This window comes from Burkholderia sp. BCC1047 (genome assembly GCF_902833155.1).
In the GTDB taxonomy this organism is placed as follows: domain Bacteria; phylum Pseudomonadota; class Gammaproteobacteria; order Burkholderiales; family Burkholderiaceae; genus Burkholderia; species Burkholderia sola.
The window spans coordinates 53,793-73,097 of sequence record NZ_CADFEH010000025.1; the positions used below are offsets into that span (position 1 = coordinate 53,793).

The 19,305-nt window shown below is 64.7% G+C and carries 19 protein-coding genes; 13 read left to right on the plus strand and 6 right to left on the minus strand.

Annotation, left to right across the window (positions count from 1 at the left end; genetic code table 11):
* Nucleotides 1-6 precede the first annotated feature (6 nt).
* Nucleotides 7-1,035, plus strand: coding sequence for a DUF1338 domain-containing protein (locus HWX55_RS23970; RefSeq protein ID WP_050017280.1), 1,029 nt, complete (start codon nucleotides 7-9; stop codon nucleotides 1,033-1,035).
* 239 nt (nucleotides 1,036-1,274) lie between these two features.
* Here the strand turns inward: HWX55_RS23970 and HWX55_RS23975 are convergent, their stop codons facing one another.
* The 3 genes from HWX55_RS23975 to HWX55_RS23985 form a co-directional block, all read right to left on the minus strand.
* Entirely contained in the window at nucleotides 1,275-1,472 is a 198-nt protein-coding gene (locus HWX55_RS23975) for a CsbD family protein (RefSeq protein ID WP_175977539.1), read from the minus strand.
* Nucleotides 1,473-1,528: 56 nt separating this feature from the next.
* The gene (locus HWX55_RS23980; protein ID WP_050017278.1) at nucleotides 1,529-1,879 is read right to left on the minus strand and encodes a BON domain-containing protein; all 351 of its coding nucleotides are present in this window, start codon (nucleotides 1,877-1,879) and stop codon (nucleotides 1,529-1,531) included.
* Nucleotides 1,880-1,954: 75 nt separating this feature from the next.
* On the minus strand, nucleotides 1,955-2,119 hold the full coding sequence (locus tag HWX55_RS23985) for a hypothetical protein (protein WP_175977540.1): 165 nt from the start codon (nucleotides 2,117-2,119) through the stop codon (nucleotides 1,955-1,957).
* A 396-nt stretch (nucleotides 2,120-2,515) separates the two neighbouring features.
* On the opposite strand from HWX55_RS23985, the gene HWX55_RS23990 reads away from it, so the two are divergent.
* The 4 genes from HWX55_RS23990 to HWX55_RS24005 all read left to right on the plus strand — a co-directional run bounded on the left by HWX55_RS23990 (nucleotide 2,516) and on the right by HWX55_RS24005 (nucleotide 7,290).
* Entirely contained in the window at nucleotides 2,516-4,054 is a 1,539-nt protein-coding gene (locus HWX55_RS23990; RefSeq protein ID WP_175977541.1) for a helix-turn-helix transcriptional regulator, read from the plus strand.
* Nucleotides 4,055-4,195: 141 nt separating this feature from the next.
* Nucleotides 4,196-4,387, plus strand: coding sequence for a CsbD family protein (locus HWX55_RS23995; protein WP_050017276.1), 192 nt, complete (start codon nucleotides 4,196-4,198; stop codon nucleotides 4,385-4,387).
* Between the two features lie 417 nt (nucleotides 4,388-4,804).
* On the plus strand, nucleotides 4,805-5,956 hold the full coding sequence (locus tag HWX55_RS24000; protein WP_175977542.1) for a branched-chain amino acid ABC transporter substrate-binding protein: 1,152 nt from the start codon (nucleotides 4,805-4,807) through the stop codon (nucleotides 5,954-5,956).
* A gap of 161 nt (nucleotides 5,957-6,117) precedes the next feature.
* Nucleotides 6,118-7,290 carry an FAD-binding oxidoreductase gene (locus HWX55_RS24005; RefSeq protein ID WP_175977543.1) on the plus strand — a complete coding sequence of 391 codons (1,173 nt, stop codon included), beginning with the start codon at nucleotides 6,118-6,120 and terminating at the stop codon, nucleotides 7,288-7,290.
* A gap of 100 nt (nucleotides 7,291-7,390) precedes the next feature.
* On the opposite strand, the gene HWX55_RS24010 is transcribed toward HWX55_RS24005, so the two are convergent.
* On the minus strand, nucleotides 7,391-8,572 hold the full coding sequence (locus HWX55_RS24010) for a serine hydrolase domain-containing protein (protein ID WP_175977544.1): 1,182 nt from the start codon (nucleotides 8,570-8,572) through the stop codon (nucleotides 7,391-7,393).
* 277 nt (nucleotides 8,573-8,849) lie between these two features.
* On the opposite strand from HWX55_RS24010, the gene HWX55_RS24015 reads away from it, so the two are divergent.
* Together HWX55_RS24015 and HWX55_RS24020 are read left to right on the plus strand one after the other, a co-directional pair.
* The gene (locus HWX55_RS24015; protein ID WP_175977545.1) at nucleotides 8,850-9,977 is read left to right on the plus strand and encodes an aminotransferase class V-fold PLP-dependent enzyme; all 1,128 of its coding nucleotides are present in this window, start codon (nucleotides 8,850-8,852) and stop codon (nucleotides 9,975-9,977) included.
* Between the two features lie 96 nt (nucleotides 9,978-10,073).
* On the plus strand, nucleotides 10,074-10,643 hold the full coding sequence (locus HWX55_RS24020; RefSeq protein WP_175977546.1) for a YdeI/OmpD-associated family protein: 570 nt from the start codon (nucleotides 10,074-10,076) through the stop codon (nucleotides 10,641-10,643).
* A 92-nt stretch (nucleotides 10,644-10,735) separates the two neighbouring features.
* On the opposite strand, the gene HWX55_RS24025 is transcribed toward HWX55_RS24020, so the two are convergent.
* The gene (locus HWX55_RS24025) at nucleotides 10,736-11,311 is read right to left on the minus strand and encodes a TetR/AcrR family transcriptional regulator (protein ID WP_175977547.1); all 576 of its coding nucleotides are present in this window, start codon (nucleotides 11,309-11,311) and stop codon (nucleotides 10,736-10,738) included.
* A 145-nt stretch (nucleotides 11,312-11,456) separates the two neighbouring features.
* On the opposite strand from HWX55_RS24025, the gene HWX55_RS24030 reads away from it, so the two are divergent.
* From HWX55_RS24030 to HWX55_RS24040, 3 genes are all read left to right on the plus strand, one after another.
* The gene (locus tag HWX55_RS24030; protein ID WP_175977548.1) at nucleotides 11,457-12,149 is read left to right on the plus strand and encodes a glutathione S-transferase; all 693 of its coding nucleotides are present in this window, start codon (nucleotides 11,457-11,459) and stop codon (nucleotides 12,147-12,149) included.
* Between the two features lie 192 nt (nucleotides 12,150-12,341).
* The gene (locus tag HWX55_RS24035; protein ID WP_175977549.1) at nucleotides 12,342-12,716 is read left to right on the plus strand and encodes a VOC family protein; all 375 of its coding nucleotides are present in this window, start codon (nucleotides 12,342-12,344) and stop codon (nucleotides 12,714-12,716) included.
* The gene (locus HWX55_RS24040; protein WP_175977550.1) at nucleotides 12,716-13,393 is read left to right on the plus strand and encodes a hypothetical protein; all 678 of its coding nucleotides are present in this window, start codon (nucleotides 12,716-12,718) and stop codon (nucleotides 13,391-13,393) included. The genes HWX55_RS24035 and HWX55_RS24040 overlap by 1 nt, the downstream gene beginning before the upstream one ends.
* A 5-nt stretch (nucleotides 13,394-13,398) precedes the next feature.
* Here the strand turns inward: HWX55_RS24040 and HWX55_RS24045 are convergent, their stop codons facing one another.
* Nucleotides 13,399-14,370 carry a LysR substrate-binding domain-containing protein gene (locus HWX55_RS24045; protein WP_124638380.1) on the minus strand — a complete coding sequence of 324 codons (972 nt, stop codon included), beginning with the start codon at nucleotides 14,368-14,370 and terminating at the stop codon, nucleotides 13,399-13,401.
* 134 nt (nucleotides 14,371-14,504) lie between these two features.
* On the opposite strand from HWX55_RS24045, the gene HWX55_RS24050 reads away from it, so the two are divergent.
* From HWX55_RS24050 to HWX55_RS24060, 3 genes are all read left to right on the plus strand, one after another.
* Nucleotides 14,505-16,805 carry an NADP-dependent malic enzyme gene (locus HWX55_RS24050; protein WP_175977551.1) on the plus strand — a complete coding sequence of 767 codons (2,301 nt, stop codon included), beginning with the start codon at nucleotides 14,505-14,507 and terminating at the stop codon, nucleotides 16,803-16,805.
* A 289-nt stretch (nucleotides 16,806-17,094) separates the two neighbouring features.
* Nucleotides 17,095-17,739, plus strand: coding sequence for a hypothetical protein (locus tag HWX55_RS24055; RefSeq protein ID WP_244140634.1), 645 nt, complete (start codon nucleotides 17,095-17,097; stop codon nucleotides 17,737-17,739).
* A 362-nt stretch (nucleotides 17,740-18,101) separates the two neighbouring features.
* Nucleotides 18,102-19,301 carry a PLP-dependent aminotransferase family protein gene (locus HWX55_RS24060; RefSeq protein ID WP_175977552.1) on the plus strand — a complete coding sequence of 400 codons (1,200 nt, stop codon included), beginning with the start codon at nucleotides 18,102-18,104 and terminating at the stop codon, nucleotides 19,299-19,301.
* The last annotated feature ends 4 nt before the right edge of the window (nucleotides 19,302-19,305 follow it).

The following is a 19,305-nucleotide window of genomic DNA, read 5'->3' on the forward strand; positions in this document are numbered from 1 at the left end:
ATCCCGATGCGCAATCCGAATATCGACAGCCTGCTGACGAAGCTGCTGGGACAGGCGAAGACCGACGCCCTGTTCTCCACCCTGAACATGCCGGCCATCCTCGAGGAATGGGAAGACGGCGTCGTGACGCGCGCGGAAATCGCGCAGGCGATGAACATGGCGCTGTTCGAAGGGCTGCTCGAGCGTTCGGCGAACGGCCGCGCGTACACGGCCGACGCGGTCGAAAGCGGCGGCTCGGTCTATTTCGACCACGGCGCGTTGCGCACGGTGCGCTGGCCGCACACGGGCGCGCTGCCGCCGGGCGAGGCCGCGTTCACGCGCATCCTGCGGCCGCTCGGCTTTCGCCTGAACGGCCGTTACCCGCTAGACAAGCTCGGCATGACCGGCCGCGCGTATGCGCATGAAGACGCGCCGGACGAAATCGCACAGTTCTTCGTCAGCGAACTGCATCCGGAGCGCTTCTCGAAGGAATTCCAGCAGGCCGTGACGAACGTCGTCGGCTCGTCGCGCGATCCGCTGTCGCCGGCGGCCGTCGCGCTGCTGTGGGAAGTCGAGCGCGAAGGCTGGCTGTCGCTGGAAGCCGCGCATGCGTTGCTGCCGGAGATCGTCGGCGCGTTCGCGCGTCAGCACGACGTGCCGAACGAACTCGACTACGAGACGCTGCTGATGGAATCGGCGGAAATGGCGTGGATCGCGACCGAGGGCAATGCGTTCAATCACGCGACCGACCGCGTCGCCGACGTGTTCAAGCTGTCCGACGACGAGAAGGCGAAGGGGCGGCCGATGAAGCCGGAAGTCGAACGCTCGCGCTCGGGCCGCGTGTTCCAGACGGCCTATCGCGCGGATACGGTCGAGCGCGAGTTCCGTACCCGCGACGGCGGCACGGTCAAGCGCAACGTGCCGGGATCGTTCTACGAGTTCATCACGCGCAAGCGCACGTTCGACCAGGCGGCGCGTCGCTGGGTGACCGACCTGCGCTTCGACGCGGGCAACGCGCAAGGCATCTTCAAGATGACGGCGAACGCGGCGAAGTAAGCGCGACGCATCGCGTACCGCATGTACACGCAGATGGGCCGGCGGCTGGTTTCAGCCGTCGGCCCATTTTCGTCGACGGGGCGTCACGTGCATCAGAAGAGGTGCGTGACCAGATAAAACAGCACGAGCAGCCCGATCGGTACACCGAGCAGCCATGCGATCAGATATTTGCCCATGTCGTTGTCCTCCGCGTGGCCGCGACGCGACGTGCGTCGCGGCGGGGTGAGACGACTGGCGCGTTACAGCTCGCGGTCGAATTCCTTCAACTGCCTCTCGGCTTCGTCGCGGGCGATCCCGTAACGCTCCTGGATCTTCCCGGCCAGATAATCGCGATTGCCTTCCGCGACCGCGAGATCGTCGTCGGTCAACTTGCCCCACTTCGCCTTCACCTTGCCGGTGAGCTGCTTCCACTGGCCCTTGATCTTGTCTTCGTTCATGGTGTGCTCCTTGTGTACGGGGAGAAAAGTGCGGCGGTCGGCCGCCGCGTGGTAGCTCAGCCCTTCGCCTTCAGGCCGGATGCGTCGACGTGCTTCACGCCCTTGACCGCGCGCGTCACGGCGACGGCCTTCTTCACGGCGGTCTTGGTCGGCAGCACGCCCGTGAGCGTGACGACGCCGTCCACCGTCTTCACGCTGACGTCGGTGCTTTCCACGCCCTTGGTGGTGGCGAGTTCACCCTTCACCTTGGTCGTGATCCACGTGTCGGTGACAGGCTGGTTCGATTCGGTCGCCATGCCGCTGTCGGTCGACGAGGCTTGGGCGTGCGCGTTCGTGAGCGGGGCGGCGGACAGCAGGAAAGCCGCGCTGACGGCGAGCAGCGTCGAAAGGTGCGAGGTCTTGTTCATTGATGTTCTCCTTCGATTGGCGGGTTGAATCAGTTAGTCCGGGAGCACGGATCGTTCCCGTGCAGCCTGCCCGCGCTAGCGGGCGATCGGCGTGTCGTAGCCGGGTTCGCGCGGCGGCATGTCCGGGCGCGGCACGTCGGGCGGCAGCGGCACCGGCGGATCGGTGCCGGGCGCCGGTTCGGGCGGATGGTCAGGGGCCGGCTCGGGCCGCGTCGGATTGGGTGTCTGTTGCAATTTCATCCGGTGTCCTCCTCTGCGGTATGAAAGGGCGGCGCATGAACGCCGATGCAGTACCAGCGTACCGACGCGAAAGCGAGCGGACATCGCGCAAATTCACCTGATCGGCTAGTGCGTTTGCACCGGGGGACGGAACGGACGGGCGGGCACGCGACGTGCACCATGACCCGGGCAATGCGGCGCGACGGGTGCGAGGGTCGTGCCGCGCCGTTCGGCGGGGCGCCGCACGAAACGCGGGCGGCATGCGAATGTACTATTCGGGATAGTGCATCCGCGCCTGTCGCGCCGTTGCGCCGCACGCGATCATCGCCGCACCGCCGGCCGACGGGTGACGCTGCAACGGGCGCCCGGCCGACGCACTGTTGACTGCTCATGTTTGACGACAGGGACAACGAATCGATGAACGAACCAGTAGACGAACAGGTACTCAAGTCGCATACCGACCGGCGCCAGCTGCACCAGATCATCGCGGGGCTCACCGAGGGCGTGCTCCTGATCGAACCCGACCAGCGCATCGTCTGGGCGAACGAGGCCGCGCTCGCGATGCACGGCGTGACCGAGCTGAAGGCGCTCGGCGCGAACGTCACCGAATACCGCGAGCGGTTCCGGCTGCGCTACCGGAACAACCATCCGGTGCGCGACGGCCACTATCCGATGGATCGCGTGATCGCCGGCGAGGAGTTCAGCGACGTGACGGTCGAAGTCGAATCGGCCGCCGACGAGTCGGTGAGCTGGGTGCACCGCATCCGCAGCCTCGTGCTGACGAACGCGGCCGGCGCACCCGACTGCCTCGCGCTCGTGCTGCACGACGCGACCGAATGGGCGAGCGCCGAGGAGCGCTTCGAGCGCACCTTCAACGCGAATCCGGCGCCGGCCGTGATCTGCCGGCTCGACGACTTGCGCTACGTGAAGGTCAACCAGGGCTTCCTCGACATGACCGGCCACGCGCGCGACGACGTGCTCGGCCGCTCGGTATACGAGGTCGACGTGCTCGAACAGGCCGAGCGGCGCGAGCTGGCGATCGAGCGGCTCGGCGAAGGCGCGACGATCCCGCAGATGGAAGCCGTGCTGAAACTCGCCGACGGCAGCACCAAGGCGGTGGTCGTCGCCGGGCAGCCGATCGACATGAACGGCGAGGCGTGCATGCTGTTCACGTTCATGGATCTCGAGCCGCGCAAGCAGGCCGAGCGCGCGCTGATGCAAAGCGAGGAACGCTTCGCGACGGCCTTCCGGATGGCGCCGGTCGCGATGGCGATCGTCACGGCTGACGGTTTCGAGCTGCTCGACGTGAACGACGCGTTTGCCGCGATGACGGGCCACGCGCAGGCCGACCTGCTCGGCAAATCCGCGGACGAGATCGGGCTGTGGGCCGAGCGCGGCGTATGGCCGCGCATCGAAGGCCGGCTCGTGCGCGACGGCAACGTGCGCAATGCGGACGTGCAGATCCGCACGCGCGACGGCGATGTTCGCGATTGCGTCGTGTCGGCCGACCCCGTCGCGATTCACGGCCGCGACTGTTTGCTCGTCGCGCTGCTCGACATCAGCGACCGCAAGCGCACCGAGATGGAGCTCGTCTATGCGATCGAGACCGCGATGCAGGATGCGTCGTGGTTCAGCCGCACGCTGATCGAGAAGCTCGCGAACGTGCGACGCGCGAATGCGCCGGATGCGGGCGCGCAGCTGTCCGACCTGACCGCGCGCGAACGCGACGTGTTCGACCTGCTGTGCCATGGCCTCGCCGACAAGGAGATCGCCGGTCGTCTCGGGCTGGCGCCGAACACCGTGCGCAATCACGTCGCGACGATCTACGCGAAGCTCGACGTGCACAGCCGCGCCGAGGCGATCGTCTGGGCGCGCGAGCGCGGGATCGTCGGCGCGGCCGCGGCCGAAGCGAACGGCGCGCGTGGCGACAAGGGCGGCGCGAAGGACAAGGACTGACGGCGTTCGGTGCGAATGCACCATGCGCACTGGTGCATCCGCATCTGCCGCGCGCGGCGCCCGCTTGCGATCCTGTCCGCTCGGCGGTGCCGCGCAGGCCGCTGCATTGCCGGCTTTCCTCAACCATCGCAGGAGAAGACCATGGACAGGAATCGCATCGAAGGCAAGCTCAAGCAGGTCAAGGGTTCGGTCAAGGAAGCACTCGGCAAGGTGACGGGCGACCGCGAGACCGAAGCGGAAGGCGTCGCCGAACAGCAGGCCGGCAAGCTTCAGGAGAAGGCCGGCGAGGCGGCCGATGCGGTGCGCCACCACACGGGCACCGATCGGCACTGACCGATGACGCGGCGCCGGTTTCGGCGTCGCGAAGGCCGGCCGGACGGCGTCGCGACGATGATGCGTTGCCGGCATGACCGCGCCGGCCCTTATCTGGCGACGCGACCGCCATTTCCCCTCGGAACACCTCTATCCACGGCCCGCCGTCGTACGGGCCGCGGATCGGCCATGAATCCGGAACTTGATGAAAAATCCTCACAACGTAGTTCCGATATTTCGTTTGCTGCACGGGTATTGGCTACCCACAATCCATTCACCTCTTTCGCGATGAAAGGTTCTTCGGAGACGGAATCGCGGTGATCGGCGAGCCGGTCGCGCGCATTGCGCGTCGGCAGCGCAAGAAATCATCGGCGCGCAGGAGGTTGCCGACGCGTGCCGATCGCGCGTTGCATCCCGACTCTCACAAGAAGGACTGCCATGACGTTCCGCATTCGTTCGCTTTCCGGCGTCGCACTGACCGCCGTGCTTCTCGCGTTCCAGACGGGCGCGGCCCATGCGCAGGAGACGATCGTCAAGGTCGGCGTGGCCGGCCCGCTGACGGGTGGCGGCGCGGCATACGGCAAGGACATCGAGAACGGCGTGCGCATGGCGGTCGACGAAGCGAATGCCGCGCACACGACCGTCGGCGGCAAGCCGGTGAAGTTCGTGATCGCGTCGCAGGACGACCAGAGCGACCCGCGCACCGGCGTGCAGGCCGCGCAGCAGCTCGCCGACGCGCAGGTGGCCGTCGTGATCGGCCACTTCAATTCGGGCACGACGCTGCCCGCATCGAAGATCTACGCAAAGGCCGGCATTCCGATGATCACGCCGTCGGCGACCAATCCCGACATCACGCGCGCCGGGCTCGATAGCGTGTATCGCGTGATCGCGACCGACACGCAGAACGCCGGCAATGCCGGTACCTATGCCGCGAGCGTGACGAAAGCGAAACGCATCGCGATCATCGACGATCGCACCGCGTTCGGCCAGGGCGAAGCCGACGAATTCGAGAAGGCCGTGAAGGCGAACGGCGGCACGATCGTCGCGCGCGAATTCACGAACGACAAGGCCGTCGACTTCAGCGCGCAGCTCACGAAGATCAAGAGCGCCAACGCCGATCTCGTGTTTTTCGGCGGCCTCGACGCCCAGGCCGCGATGCTCGTGAAGCGCATGCGCCAGCTCGGCATTCGCGCGCAGTTTCTCGCGGGCGGCGGCGTGATGAACGCGAACTTCATCCGGCTCGCCGGCAATGCGGCCGAAGGCGCGTCGGTGTGGGAATACGGGCAGCCGCTGTCGCGTCTCGCGAAGGGCAAGCTGTTCGAAACGAAATTCAAGCAGAAGTACGGCGTCGACATGCTCGCGTATGCACCGTTCGCGTACGACGCGACGTGGATCGCGATCAACGCGATGCAGAAGGCGAACTCGACGAAGCCAGCCGAGTTCAACGGCGCGCTGAAGGGTACGCGCTACGACGGCATCACGGGCACGATCGCGTTCACGAGCACGGGCGACCTGAAGAACCCGAGCTCGACGCTGTATGAAGTGAAGAACGCCGCGTGGCAGCCTGTCACGACGAAATCGGCGGACTGAACGCAACATCACGCAACAGGCGCGCGGACTTTCGCGGCGATGCCGGACGTGCTGAAATAGCCGAAGCGATCGCCCGCGAAGTGTGCCCGCGCGACGCCGCGCGAGTCGCGGCACGCATCACCCCCAGGCGCTGAGCCTTTTACGTGCAACCGGAGTCAGTCGTGAGTTCTCAAGTCGTCATCGTCGGCGGTGGTGTGATCGGCAGCTCGATCTCTTATTTCCTGCGCGCCACCGATCCCACGGTCGCCGTGACCGTCATCGAGCGCGATCCCACCTATGCCAAATCGTCGTCGGCGCTGTCGGCCGCGTCGATTCGCCAGCAGTTCTCCACGCCGCTGTCGATCGAGATGTCGCTGTTCGGCATTGAGTTCCTGCGCACGATCGGCGAACGGCTCGAAGTGGACGGCAATCGGCCGTCGATCGATCTGCACGAAGGCGGCTACCTGTTTCTCGCGACGCCGGCCGGCGACGCGACGCTGCGCGAGAACCATGCGCTGCAAACGCGCCTCGGCGCCGACATCCGGCTGCTGGACGGCGACGCGCTGCGCGCGAAGTTTCCGTGGCTGAACGTCGACGATCTCGTGTCGGGCGCGTACGGCGCGAGCGGCGAAGGCTGGTTCGACGGCTACGGGCTCGTGCAGGCGCTGCGCAAGAAGGCGCAGGCGCTCGGCGCGCGCTACGTGCCGGCCGACGTGAAGGACGTGGTGCGCGACGGCCGCAAGATCACGCATGTCGTGACGGGCGACGGCGAGCGCTACGCGTGCGACACGCTCGTCAACGCGGCCGGTGCGTGGACGCGCACGCTGTCGTCGATGATGGGCATCGACATTCCGGTGTATGCGCGGCGGCGCAGCATCTTCAACGTATCGTCGCCGGCGAAGCTCGCCGATTGCCCGCTGCTGATCGATCCGACCGGCGTGTATTTCCGGCCGGAAGGGCGCACGTATATCTGCGGCACGTCGCCGAGCCCCGATCGCGACCCGGACGACCTGCCGCTCGACGAAGTCGACCACGACCTGTTCGACGACGTGATCTGGCCGACGCTCGCGCACCGCGTGCCGGAATTCGAGGCGCTGCGCGTCGAGAATTGCTGGTCCGGTTACTACGAGTACAACGTGTTCGATCACAACGCGATCATCGGCTACCACCCCGAGCTCGACAACGTCGTGTTCGCGAACGGCTACAGCGGCCACGGGCTGCAGCAAGGGCCGGCGACCGGGCGGGGCGTCAGTGAACTCATTCTGGGCGGGCGTTACGACACGCTCGACCTGTCGTCGCTCGGCTGGGCGCGTGTGCTGGAAAACCGGCCGATCGTCGAAAAGAACGTCGTGTAGTGTAGTGCGGCGTGACCGCCCGGTATGGGGTGGGCGGGATTCTCCTTGTGTCTCAAACCCGTTGGCCCGACGCTGTCGGGCCTTTTTTCGTGTGCACGCGTTAGCCGACGCCGTAGACGGCATCGCGCAGATCGAGCGTGTACTGCCCGTTCATCCCTTCGTAGAGCGTGTTCGACAGCGACACGACGGTGAGCCCGCGTGCGCGATCGACGAACCACGAATGGCCGTAGACGCCGCCCCAGCGCCAGGTGCCGACGGATTCCGGCGACGCGGCCGCCTGCGGGGCGCGCAGCACCGAGAAGCCGATTCCGAAGCCCGCGCCCGGCAAATCTGGTAATTCCAAATCGCCGGTCTGCACGCGGCCCATCTCGTCGACCAGTTCGGCCGGCAGGATCGCGCCGCCGCCTGCGCGCAGCGTGTCGAGCACCGTCAGCACGTCGCCCGCGGTGCCGACCATTCCGGCGCCGCCCGACGGGAACGCTTGGGCATTCAGCGCGCGCGACGGCGAGTACGTGACGCCGACGAACCCTTCGTCGATCGGCACCGTCTCGTTCTCCGCGAGCCGGTGCGGCTGCGGCGTGTCGTTGACGTACGGCGTGGCGAGCCGCGCGGGATCGCGTGCGACGAAGCCCGTGTCGCGTGCGCCGAGCGGGCGCAGCACGAGCGCATCGATCGCGTCGGCGAGCGGCATGCCGCAGACAGCCTCGATCAGCGCGCCGATGACGTCGATCGACAGCGAATAGTTCCAGCTCGTACCGGGCGCGAACAGCAGCGGCACGCTTGCGATCCGACGCAGGTTTTCGGCGAGCGTGATCGATGCGCCGTCGAGCCCGTCGGACACGCCCGCACGCGCATAGGGGCCGTTCGCGTCGGTTTCGTTGAAGCGATAGTCGAGGCCGGCGGTATGCACGAGCAACTGGCGCACCGTGATCGTCGGCACGCGGCCATCGGGCAGCGCCGGACGGAATTCGGGCAGCCAGCGCGCGACGTCTTCGTCGAGCGACAGCTTGCGTTGCGCGACGAGCGCCATCGCGGCTGCCGACACGATCGGCTTCGTGACCGACGCGAGCCGGAACTGCGTGTCCTCGCGCATCGGTGTACGCGATTCGCGGTCCGCGAGCCCGGCCGCGCGGCGATAGACGAGTTCGCCGTCGCGAGCGACGAGGACGACCGCGCCGACGAGGCGCTGCGTATCGAGCTGGCGGGACAGGACCGCGTCGATGCGCTCGGCGAGGGCGGGATCGGTGGACGACTGCAGTGACGATGCGGGAGAGGAGGTCATCGTGAATTCCGTCGTGAGGGGGCTGGTCGACATGTTAGGCGGCTGTTGCCATGCGCGTCGTTAACCCTTACACGGAACAGGGCGATGTGCGCGGCATGGATTGGCGTCGGCGAAGGCCGAGCCCGGGAGCCGACAAAAATATGCGCCAATCGGCCGGCGGCGTTCGCTAGAATCGGCTTTCGTCGAGGAAATGACGCAGTTGCATGGTGCAGAGCAGTATCGAATCGAAGACGCTGCTTGTCCTGATTCCATCGTTCATCTTTCACCGGAGGCGAGCATGCCAGGTTTACTTCCCGATGTTGACCGCGAGGGGCTCCTCGAATATTCGGTGGTGTACACCGATCGCTCGGTCAACCATATGTCGCAGCGCTTCCAGGGCGTCATGCGCGACATCTCCGCCACGCTGAAAAAAGTCTACAACGCGAAGTCGGTCGCGATCGTGCCGGGCAGCGGCACGTTCGGCATGGAAGCCGTGGCGCGACAGTTCGCGACGAACAAGAAATGCCTCGTGATCCGCAACGGCTGGTTCAGCTTCCGCTGGTCGCAGATTTTCGACATGGGCGGCATTCCGTCCGAAACGACGGTGCTGAAGGCGCGCCCGGTCGAAGTCGGCAGGCAGGCCGCGTACGCGCCGGCTCCGATCGACGAAGTGGTCGCCGCGATCCACGCCAACAAACCCGATTTCGTATTCGCGCCGCACGTCGAAACCGCGTCCGGAATCATGCTGCCCGATGCATACCTGCGCGCGGTGGCCGACGCCGTGCATGCGGTCGGCGGGATGTTCGTGCTGGATTGCATCGCGTCGGGCACCGTGTGGGTCGACATGCAGGCGAGCGGCGTCGATATCCTGATCAGCGCGCCGCAGAAGGGCTGGAGCGCGTCGCCGTGTTGCGCGATGGTCATGTTGAGCCCGCTCGCGCGCGAGCGCATCGATTCGACGACCAGCACCAGCTTCGCGTGCGATCTGCGCAAGTGGCTGCAGATCATGGAAGCGTACGAGGGCGGCGGGTTCGCGTATCACGCGACGATGCCCACCGACAGCCTCACGACGCTGCGCGACGTGATGAAGGAAACCGACGCGTACGGTTTCGACAAGGTGAAGGCGGAACAGCTCGAACTCGGCGAGCGCATTCGTGCGCTGCTGACGGAGAAGGGGTTCAGGAGCGTGGCCGCCGAAGGGTTCGAGGCGCCGGGTGTCGTGGTCAGTTACACCGACGATGACGGTATTCGCACCGGAAAGAAGTTTGCCGATGTCGGTTTGCAGATCGCGGCGGGCGTGCCGTTGCAATGCGACGAGCCGGAGGATTTCAAGACGTTCCGGCTCGGGTTGTTCGGGCTCGACAAGCTGCATGATGTCGATGGCGCGGTGAAGCGGTTTGCCGATGCGTTGAACCGGATTGTTTGAGGCGGTTTTGCGGAATCGGTGGCTCCGATGGTCGCCGCTCGTTCGTTGAGTGGCGGCTTTCGAGTCGTTGAAAACGCAACCATCCAGGATCGTGACATGACCGAAGGCGCTCTGACGTTTGCCAGTCAAGCCGAATGGGAAAGCTGGTTGGGGCAGAACGGCGGCACGTCGACCGGGGCATGGCTGCGGCTCGCGAAAAAAGGCGCGGGGCAGCGAACCGTCAGCTATGAAGAGGCGGTGGAAAGTGCCCTTTGTCATGGCTGGATCGATGGTCAAAAGAAGGCCGATAGCGAGCAATACGGGTTGCAACGCTTTACCCCGCGCTCGGCGAAAAGCATCTGGTCCAAACTGAACAAGGACAAGGCCGAAGCGCTGATCGCCGCAGGCAGAATGCGCGCGGCCGGCATGGGAGAGATCGAGAAGGCGAGGAAGGACGGCCGTTGGGCGGCTACCTATACATCGGCCAGCAATTCGATCGTGCCGGATGACCTGCAGGCGGCTCTGGACGCCCATCCAAAAGCCGCGAAGTTTTTCGCGACGCTGAACAGCCGCAATCGCTATGCGATCCTGTTCCGGATACAGAACGCCAAGAAGCCGGAAACACGGGCGCGCAAAATCGCGGAATTCATCGACATGCTCGAGCGGGGCGAGACTTTTCATCCGTAGAGGGTGAGTTTCTGACGGAATGGGGCGCGCGATCCACCATCACACGTTCGCGAACGTTCGACATCATTCGAAGCCGCGTCACCTTTACCCTGCTACGCCGGCAAAAGCCCCGCTTTACGATAATTGTCGATCAGCGCGTCATAGAGCGAGAGATCGGCGCGACTCCGCGCGATGAGCTGGGCGCCGGCGATGGCGGCGAAGATTGCCCGCGCCCGCGGTTTGCTCTCCCGAGCGCTGACCACTGCCGCCGCGGACAGCACCTTGCTGAGCCACGCGACATTCACGTCGGCGAAGGCCAGCACTTCCTTCATCACGACTTCCGGAAGATCGTCGGTTTCGGCCGCCATGAAGCTGCACAGGCACAGGCGATTGCCCGTCTCGAGCGCCTTGCGGAAGGTGTCTGGATAGCGACGCAGGCAGTCCAGCGGATCGCGCGATCCGGCCAGCATGTCGTCCAGCGCCGCCGCTGAATCCTCCCAATAACGCCTCGCTACCGCGGCGCCGAGATCGGCCTTGCTGTCGAAGTGGTGGTAGATGCTCGCGGCCTTGATGCCGACCTCGTTGGCGAGATCCCGGTAATTCAAGCCGCCGTAGCCGTGCGTCTGCGCGAGCCTCGTGGCGGCTGCCAGGATTTTCTCTCTCGAGTTCGAACTCGCGTCGTTCGTCACTGCTTCAGCCTCCGCGTGCAGGAAAGGGTGTTGACACCCCGGATTCTACCTTATATGGTTAACCTAACAAACGTTAGGTAGATTCGCTGGCGACGCGTTTCCGTGTCGTCAGATTCCCTGCAACCGACTACGGAGCGCCCCTGCAATGACTTCAAGTAACGTCGATTTCGACGCAACGCGACTGCCCGTGATGAAGGTCCACGATTTCCCGACAGGGCCCTATCCGACACGCGTGCGCATCGCGCTGGCCGAAAAGAGGCTGCAATCGCGCGTCCAGTTCGTGATGGTCGATCTTTACAAGGGCGAGCATAAAAAGCCCGAGTTCATCGCCGGCAAGAATTATTCGGGTACGTTGCCGGTGCTGGAACTCGATGATGGAACCTGTATTGCCGAGTGCACGGCCATTACCGAGTACCTCGACACGCTCGATGGCGTACCCGCGCTCACCGGCAGCACGCCGCGCGAAAAGGGCATCATCCACATGATGAGCAAGCGCGCCGAGCTGGAGTTGCTCGACGCGATCAGCGTTTATTTCCATCACGGCACGCCGGGGTTGGGCCCGGACGTCGAGACGTATCAGAATCCGGAGTGGGGATTCCGTCAACGCGACAAGGCGCTGAGGGGCATGCGCTACTTCGATGCGGTTCTGCAAAGGCAACCGTACGTCGCGGGCGAGACGTTCTCGATGGCCGACATCACCGTCATCGGCGGTCTGATCTTTGCGATGCTCGTGAAGCTGCCGGTGCCTGAGGAGTGCGAAGCGCTTCGAGCCTGGTACGCGAGAATGCTGGAGCGTGAGAGCGTCAGGAATCAGCCGGTGTTTGCTATCGTGACCTGAGTCGCCGCAGACGACTGCTTCGGCGTGCGCGAGGGCGCATAGAATACCGGCGCGTTGCGCGTTGCGCGTTGCGCGATCGTAGATCGGCATCGACCATTGCCATTCCCGTATCATCTGTCCGATTCGTCGGGACCGAACCATCTGACCGTCCCGCACACGAGCGTGCACGCCCATTCATCCGGGAGGGATCTCATGTTTGACCACGTCAAATTCGGCGTCAGCGACTACGCCGCCAGCAGGGCGTTTTTCCTGAAGGCACTCGAACCGCTGGGCGCCGAAATTGTCGGGGAAAGCGACCCGTCGTACGGGATCGAGATCGGTCTGCCCAGCAAGTCTTCGCTGTGTCTGTTCCCGACCGACGAGAAACCGGCACCTCTCCACATCGCGTTCGTGGCCGACACGCGGCAGCAAGTCGATGCGTTCCATCGCGCGGCGCTGGCGGCCGGCGGGAAAGACAATGGCGCGCCCGGGCTGCGGCCGCATTATCACGCGAACTACTACGCGGCGTTCGTCATCGGGCCGGATGGACACAATATCGAGGCGGTGTGTCATCGGGCGGAGGGGTGATGCGCTGGATCGGTAAAACGCTCGCGGCGATCTCGAGCATTGCGCTCGTCGGTATCGCCAGCGTTCAAGCAGCGCCCCGCGAAACGGCATTCCCGCGCTTCACTCAGACGGAAGGCAAGCTCGACGGCGACGGGCTGCCGCTATCCGGCGTGAAGCTCTGCGTGCTGCCCGACCGTGCGCCGTGCTTCGAGATGCCGCCCGCGCCGCTTCCTCATTCCTCGAAGGAGTGGTACCAGTTCGGCCTGAATCCACGGTCCGAGCGGCTGCCGATTGCGTCGGGCGGCTCGTGGGTGTTCTTCTCGGGGATGTTCTCGGGTGGCGGCAGCGGGCTGCTGGAGCGCGTGGCCGTGCTGCGGGTCGGCGCGAACGGCAAGATCGAGAACCTGATGCCGAATGTCACCCAGACGGAGATGGCCGATCGTGCGATGTGGAATTTGCCGGAGGTGTCGCCGTATCCGCTGTTTGTCCGGGCCGACTACGTGTGGGGCAAGGACGAGGATCATTTCGGCCAGCACTTCTTCGACGTCGACGCATGGGCGTTCGATCCGGCCGCCAGTCAATACGCGAAGCGCTTTTCTTACCGCACGAGCAAACGCTACGACAGAGGCGAGGGCTCGGACCACGTGCTGGCCGCCGAGCGTGCGGAAATCCTGCGTCGCCTTGCAGCGGGCAAGTAACACGGCTATCGCTGCGCGTCCCCGTACGTCTCCTTGCATACCGCGCGTAGCGCGTCGACGAGCAGATCGCGCGCAGGCGATTGCGAATCGGCGGAGCGCGTGAACAGCGCGATCGGCGGCAACGTCCACACCAGCGAATAAGGCACGATCGCCACGCCGGCGATCCGCACCAGTTCCTCCGCGATATCGGCCGGCACGATCGACACGGCCTCGTCGCTCGACGCGATCATTTCGCCGATCAGCTTCGACGAGTAGCTTTCGACGATCGGCACGGGCGGCGCGATGCCGGCCGACAGGAACAGGTCGGTCACCTGTTCGCGCATCGGCGTATGCGGCGCGCCGAGAATCCAGTCGAGCGCGTGCAGCTTGTGCCAGTCCAGCGGCGTGCGGGCAAGCTTGGCCGCCAGCCGTCGGCTCGCGATCATGCGCGGCTGCTGCTGATACAGCACTTCGAACGAAACCTGCCCGAGATCGATCGCCGACGACGCGCGCCCGATCACGATATCGACACTGTGATCGCGGAGTTGCAGCAGCAACTGATCGCTGGTGCCTTCGTGAATCGTCACGGTCAGGCGCCGCTCCATGCGCGCTTGCAGCCGCTTCAGCGCGGCCGACAGCATCTGGCCGGAGATGAACGGAATCACGCCGATGTGCAGATGGGCCGCATGCCCGGCGGCGACGGTCTCCATCTCGCGGGCGAGGTGGTCGAGATCCTTGATCATCGCCTTCGCCCGTTCGAGCACGACCGCGCCGAGCGCGGTGGGCCGCATGCCGCGCGACGAGCGTTCGAACAGCGGCGTGCCGAACATGCTCTCCAGCTCGGACAGCGCGTTCGTCACGGCCGGCTGGCTGCTCGCCATGTGCTCGGCGACGCGCGTCAGCGATCCGTGCTGCTGGATCTGCAGCAACAGCACCAGATGCCGAATCTTCAGACGCGCGCCGAGCCGCCTGACCACGTCGTTTGCGTCAAAATTCATTGACTGGTCATGCATTCATCATGAAAAAGTGATGGACCGATACTAAAACAAAATCGTCACGTTATGGCGGATCCCTAGAATCCCCTTCATGGATCGCGCCGGGACTGGCCTGGCGCCCACGCCGGGACCACAACATGAAACAGACAGAGACACAGCAGCAGGCCGCGTTCGACTATCACGAGTTTCCGACCCCCGGGAAAATCTCGGTCGTCGCGAGCAAGCCGCTGGTGACGCAGCGCGATCTGGCGCTGGCCTATACGCCCGGCGTGGCGAGCGTGTGCGAGTCGATCGCCGCCGATCCGCTGCAGGCGCACCGCTTCACGAGCCGCGGCAACCTGGTGGGTGTGATTACGAACGGCACCGCCGTGCTGGGCCTCGGCAACATCGGCCCGCTCGCATCGAAGCCGGTGATGGAGGGCAAGGCCGTCCTGTTCAAGAAGTTCGCCGGGATCGACGTGTTCGACATCGAGATCAACGAGACCGACCCGGACAAGCTGATCGACATCATCGCGGGTCTCGAACCGACGTTCGGCGGCATCAACCTCGAAGACATCAAGGCGCCGGAATGCTTCACCGTCGAGCAGAAGCTGCGCGAACGCATGAAGATTCCGGTCTTTCACGACGATCAGCATGGCACGGCCATTACGGTGTCCGCCGCGTTCATCAACGGGTTGAAGGTCGTCGGGAAATCCATCAAGGAAGTGAAGGTCGTGACGTCGGGCGCCGGTGCGGCCGCGCTGGCGTGTCTGGACCTGCTGGTCGACCTCGGGCTGCCGGTGGAAAACGTGTGGGTGACCGACATCGAAGGCGTCGTCTATCGCGGCCGTACCACGCTGATGGACCCGGCCAAGTCGCGCTTCGCGCAGGAAACCGACGCGCGCAAGCTCGCCGAAGTGATCGGCGGCGCGGATGTGTTCCTGGGGCTGTCGGTCGGCGGCATCCTCACGGCGGAGATGCTCAAGCAGATGGCGGCGCGTCCGCTGATTCTCGCGCTGGCCAACCCGACGCCGGAAATCTTCCCGGAACTGGCGCATGAGACCCGCGACGATGTCGTGATCGCGACGGGCCGCTCGGATTATCCGAACCAGGTCAACAACGTGCTGTGCTTCCCGTACATTTTCCGCGGCGCGCTGGACGTGGGCGCGACGACGATCACGCGCGAGATGGAAATCGCCGCGGTGCACGCGATCGCGGGGCTGGCCGAGGAAGAGCAGAACGAAGTCGTCGCGGCGGCCTATGGCGCGTACGACGTGTCGTTCGGCGCGCAATACCTGATTCCGAAGCCGTTCGACCCGCGCCTGATCGTGCGAATCGCGCCGGCCGTCGCGAAGGCGGCGATGGAAGGCGGCGTGGCGACGCGTCCGCTCGCGAATCTCGACGCGTACGTCGAGCAGTTGCAGCAATTCGTCTATCACTCGGGCGCGTTCATGAAGCCGCTGTTCGCGACCGCGCGCCAGCTCGTGCGTGACGGCGGCAAGGCGCGGATCGTGTTCACCGAAGGCGAGGACGAGCGGGTGCTGCGTGCGGTGCAGGTGATCGTCGACGAGAAGCTTGCGCGGCCGATTCTGGTCGGGCGTCCGGAGGTGCTGCTCGCGCGCATCGAGCGATTTGGGCTGCGCTTGCGACTCGGTCAGGATGTCGAAGTGACCAATCCCGAATATGACGAGCGTTTCCCGCAGTACTGGACGAAGTATTGGGAGCTGCGCTGCCGCGACGGTATTTCGAAGGAAATGGCGCGCGTGGAAATGCGCCGCCGCCTGACGCTGATCGGCGCGATGATGGTGCAGCTCGGCGACGCGGACGGGATGATCTGCGGGACGGTGGGCGAATATCACAATCACCTGCGGTTCGTGGACGAAGTGATCGGCAAGAAGCCCGGTGCGTCGACTTATGCGGCGATGAACATCCTGTTGCTCGATCAGCGGACGGTGGCGCTGGTCGATACGCACGTGAACGACAACCCCGATGCGGAGCAGATCGCGGAATTCACGATCGCGGCGGCGCGGCAGATGGAATGGCTGAACCTGACGCCGAAGGTCGCGCTGCTGTCGCGGTCGAATTTCGGGTCGGGGAGTGCTGCTTCAGGCGTGAAGATGCGCCGGGCGCTGGAGATCGTGCGCGAGCAGGCGCCGGATATCGAGGCCGATGGCGAGATGCATGGCGACTGCGCGCTCGATGAAGGGCTGCGGGCGAAGCTGCTGCCGATGTCGCCGTTGAAGGGGGCGGCGAATTTGCTGGTTTGTCCGAACGTCGACGCCGGTAACATCGCGTACAACCTGCTCAAGACCGAGGCGGGGAGCAATGTGGCGGTGGGGCCTTTCCTGTTGGGCGTGAACGCGCCGGTGAATATCCTTACTTCCAGTGCGACCGTGCGGCGGATCGTGAATATGGCTGCGTTGACGGTGATTGAGGCTAATCGGGGTGTGACGGGCTGATTGATTGAAACTTGTGGGCGGCTACGGCCGCCCCTTGTTTTGTCAGATTCAGCCATGAGCGGCCGTCGTGACCGCGCTCAGCAATGTCTGTCCTAGTCTGATACCTAAGCCAAGAATCTTGGGGCGACTCGTGACAGATCCTCCTATTCAATTATCCCCGTGAGAATTATCCCAAGTTTCACGGCTTTCGCGCACTCGAACTGATTTGACAGTTGTTTTCATTGCTATTGCGGACTTGCATAGGTATCGATTATTTTGGCGCCGATTAATTAAGAAGTGCTATCTACTCGTGACCATCCTCAAAGTAGTCTTGTCCGTGATCGCCATATACCTGGTAGTCGATATCGAGTGGACGTTTGTGCCGGTTGATGTGCATAACGCGATCACGATTTTCGCGCTCGTGCATACGAAGGTGGCGATCTTCGCCATCTCGTCGATCATCTTCGGGTTCTACCTGTACCGGCTCGTCAGAAATTTCAACCGTTTCAGCCACGCGAAGCGCGTAAGTCTGGTGATCATCACGCTCGGTTTTGTTGCGTTCGTCTACATGGTCGGCTTTCGCGGGATCGTGATTGACGATACCGATTGTCAGCGCTTCAATTACAACGCCGAGCTGAACGGCGGTGTCAAACACGTCGACGGCAGGACCTACATCGTGAGCATCTGCGGAAATGGTCGCCACGGCGATGGATTTTTCGCGGATCAAAACGAGCAGATCAAAATCGTCGTAGCCGATGCTCACGGATCGACATTGGCTACTAAGTTGTCGTTCGTTTTCTGGGGCGGGCGACCGGGCAACGAGCCGATCGAGGTCCGCGATGGCAAGTTGATCTACTTCGACGCGTCGGATCAGTATGATGGCGTGCGGTCGATCTCGCTGCCACCCACCACCCTCGATTGGGTCGCGGCAAAATTTCCGATTTGGCTTCGCTGAGAATGGTCCCGCCGCCCGGGCGGTCGTTGCGTTGAAGCGGCGCCACCGATGATTCTCGCTGAACCGCCCAAGCCAAGAAAGCAGCAGTGGTCATCGTGAGCACGCCCGGCGAAACAATCGCCCGAATCAAACACCCGTTCGACGAACCGCGCCCGAACCCCGCATCCCCACGCGCCGCCAACGCCCGCCCAACCGCGATTTAATGACCAAACCGCAAGACCTAGTGCATAGATATCGTTTGCCGAGCCCTTAATGACTATCGACAATCGTGGCTCGAATTCACCGCCGCGGCGCCAGAAGCGTCTTGGCGGCCGGCACTCGGCGGCTATCCCGGCCGTCCGCGCTCACCCGCTCACGACGACATGTACGCGTTCACGCCCTCATTCCAAAACCCTGCCGGCTCGCCGATCCGCGAGTTGTTCAAGTACCTGTCCGAACCGGGCATGATTTCCTTCGCGGGCGGCTATCCGGCGAGCGACCTGTTCGACGTCGACGGCCTGAACGCGGCCGCCGAACGCGCGTATGCGCAGCCCGTGCGCTGTCTGCAATACGGCCCGACCGACGGTCTCGCCGAACTGAAGCAGCAACTGATCGTGCTGATGGCGCGTCGCGGCGTCGCGTGCACGCGGGCCGAACTGCTCGTCACGACCGGCTCGCAGCAGGGGCTCGACCTGCTGCTGCGCGTGATGGTGTCGCCCGGCGACGTCGTGCTGACCGAACAACCGGCGTACCCGGCCACGCTGCAGGCGATGCGTTTGCAACAGGCGCGCATCGTGACGATCCCGGTCGACGGCGAAGGCGTCGACGTCGATCGTCTGGCCGAACAACTCGCGTCCGGCGCGATCGCGCAGCCGAAGCTGCTCTACACGGTCCCGACTTTCGCGAACCCGACGGGCGCGACGCTCACGCGCGAACGCCGGCTGAAACTGCTGCGTCTCGCGGTGCAATACCGTTTCCTGATCGTCGAGGACGATCCGTACGGCGATCTGCGTTTCGCGGGCGAAGCCGTGCCGTCGATGCTCGCGCTGGCCGGCGAAGTGGACGGCGCGCGCGACTGGCTCGTGCATTTCGCGAGCCTGTCGAAGATCGTCGCGCCGGGGTTGCGCGTGGGCTGGACGATCGCGCCGGCCGAAATCGCGCGGCGCTGCGTGATCGCGAAGCAGACGGTCGACCTGTGCAGCGCGCCGTGGACGCAGGCCACCGCCGCCGAATATCTGGCGGACGGCGCGCTCGAACGCCATCTGCCGCGCATCACGGCCGCGTACCGGCGCAAATGCGACGCGATGTGCGACGCGCTGCGCGACGGGTTCGGCGATGCGATCGAATTCCATCGTCCCGAAGGCGGGATGTTCGTGTGGGCGCGGCTCGGCGCGGTGTCGTCGGACGGGCTGCTGCAACAGGCGATCGCCAACAAGATCGTGTTCGTACCCGGCAAGGCGTTCTTCGCGGACAATGTCGACGCGGCGTCGCTGCGCCTGTCGTTCGCCGCGCCGGACGTCGATGCGATCCGGGAAGGCGTCGCGCGCCTCGTGCGCGCGTATGGTGCGGCGCGGGCCGCGTGAGGAG

Bases quoted from the DNA above. Each gene is read 5' to 3' on its own strand.
- HWX55_RS23970 (WP_050017280.1), top strand. From the start codon at position 7: ATGCGCAATCCGAATATCGACAGCCTGCTGACGAAGCTGCTGGGACAG.
- HWX55_RS23975 (WP_175977539.1), bottom strand. From the start codon at position 1,472: ATGAACGAAGACAAGATCAAGGGCCAGTGGAAGCAGCTCACCGGCAAG.
- HWX55_RS23980 (WP_050017278.1), bottom strand. From the start codon at position 1,879: ATGAACAAGACCTCGCACCTTTCGACGCTGCTCGCCGTCAGCGCGGCT.
- HWX55_RS23985 (WP_175977540.1), bottom strand. From the start codon at position 2,119: ATGAAATTGCAACAGACACCCAATCCGACGCGGCCCGAGCCGGCCCCT.
- HWX55_RS23990 (WP_175977541.1), top strand. From the start codon at position 2,516: ATGAACGAACCAGTAGACGAACAGGTACTCAAGTCGCATACCGACCGG.
- HWX55_RS23995 (WP_050017276.1), top strand. From the start codon at position 4,196: ATGGACAGGAATCGCATCGAAGGCAAGCTCAAGCAGGTCAAGGGTTCG.
- HWX55_RS24000 (WP_175977542.1), top strand. From the start codon at position 4,805: ATGACGTTCCGCATTCGTTCGCTTTCCGGCGTCGCACTGACCGCCGTG.
- HWX55_RS24010 (WP_175977544.1), bottom strand. From the start codon at position 8,572: ATGACCTCCTCTCCCGCATCGTCACTGCAGTCGTCCACCGATCCCGCC.
- HWX55_RS24015 (WP_175977545.1), top strand. From the start codon at position 8,850: ATGCCAGGTTTACTTCCCGATGTTGACCGCGAGGGGCTCCTCGAATAT.
- HWX55_RS24020 (WP_175977546.1), top strand. From the start codon at position 10,074: ATGACCGAAGGCGCTCTGACGTTTGCCAGTCAAGCCGAATGGGAAAGC.
- HWX55_RS24030 (WP_175977548.1), top strand. From the start codon at position 11,457: ATGACTTCAAGTAACGTCGATTTCGACGCAACGCGACTGCCCGTGATG.
- HWX55_RS24035 (WP_175977549.1), top strand. From the start codon at position 12,342: ATGTTTGACCACGTCAAATTCGGCGTCAGCGACTACGCCGCCAGCAGG.
- HWX55_RS24040 (WP_175977550.1), top strand. From the start codon at position 12,716: ATGCGCTGGATCGGTAAAACGCTCGCGGCGATCTCGAGCATTGCGCTC.
- HWX55_RS24045 (WP_124638380.1), bottom strand. From the start codon at position 14,370: ATGAATTTTGACGCAAACGACGTGGTCAGGCGGCTCGGCGCGCGTCTG.
- HWX55_RS24050 (WP_175977551.1), top strand. From the start codon at position 14,505: ATGAAACAGACAGAGACACAGCAGCAGGCCGCGTTCGACTATCACGAG.
- HWX55_RS24060 (WP_175977552.1), top strand. From the start codon at position 18,102: ATGTACGCGTTCACGCCCTCATTCCAAAACCCTGCCGGCTCGCCGATC.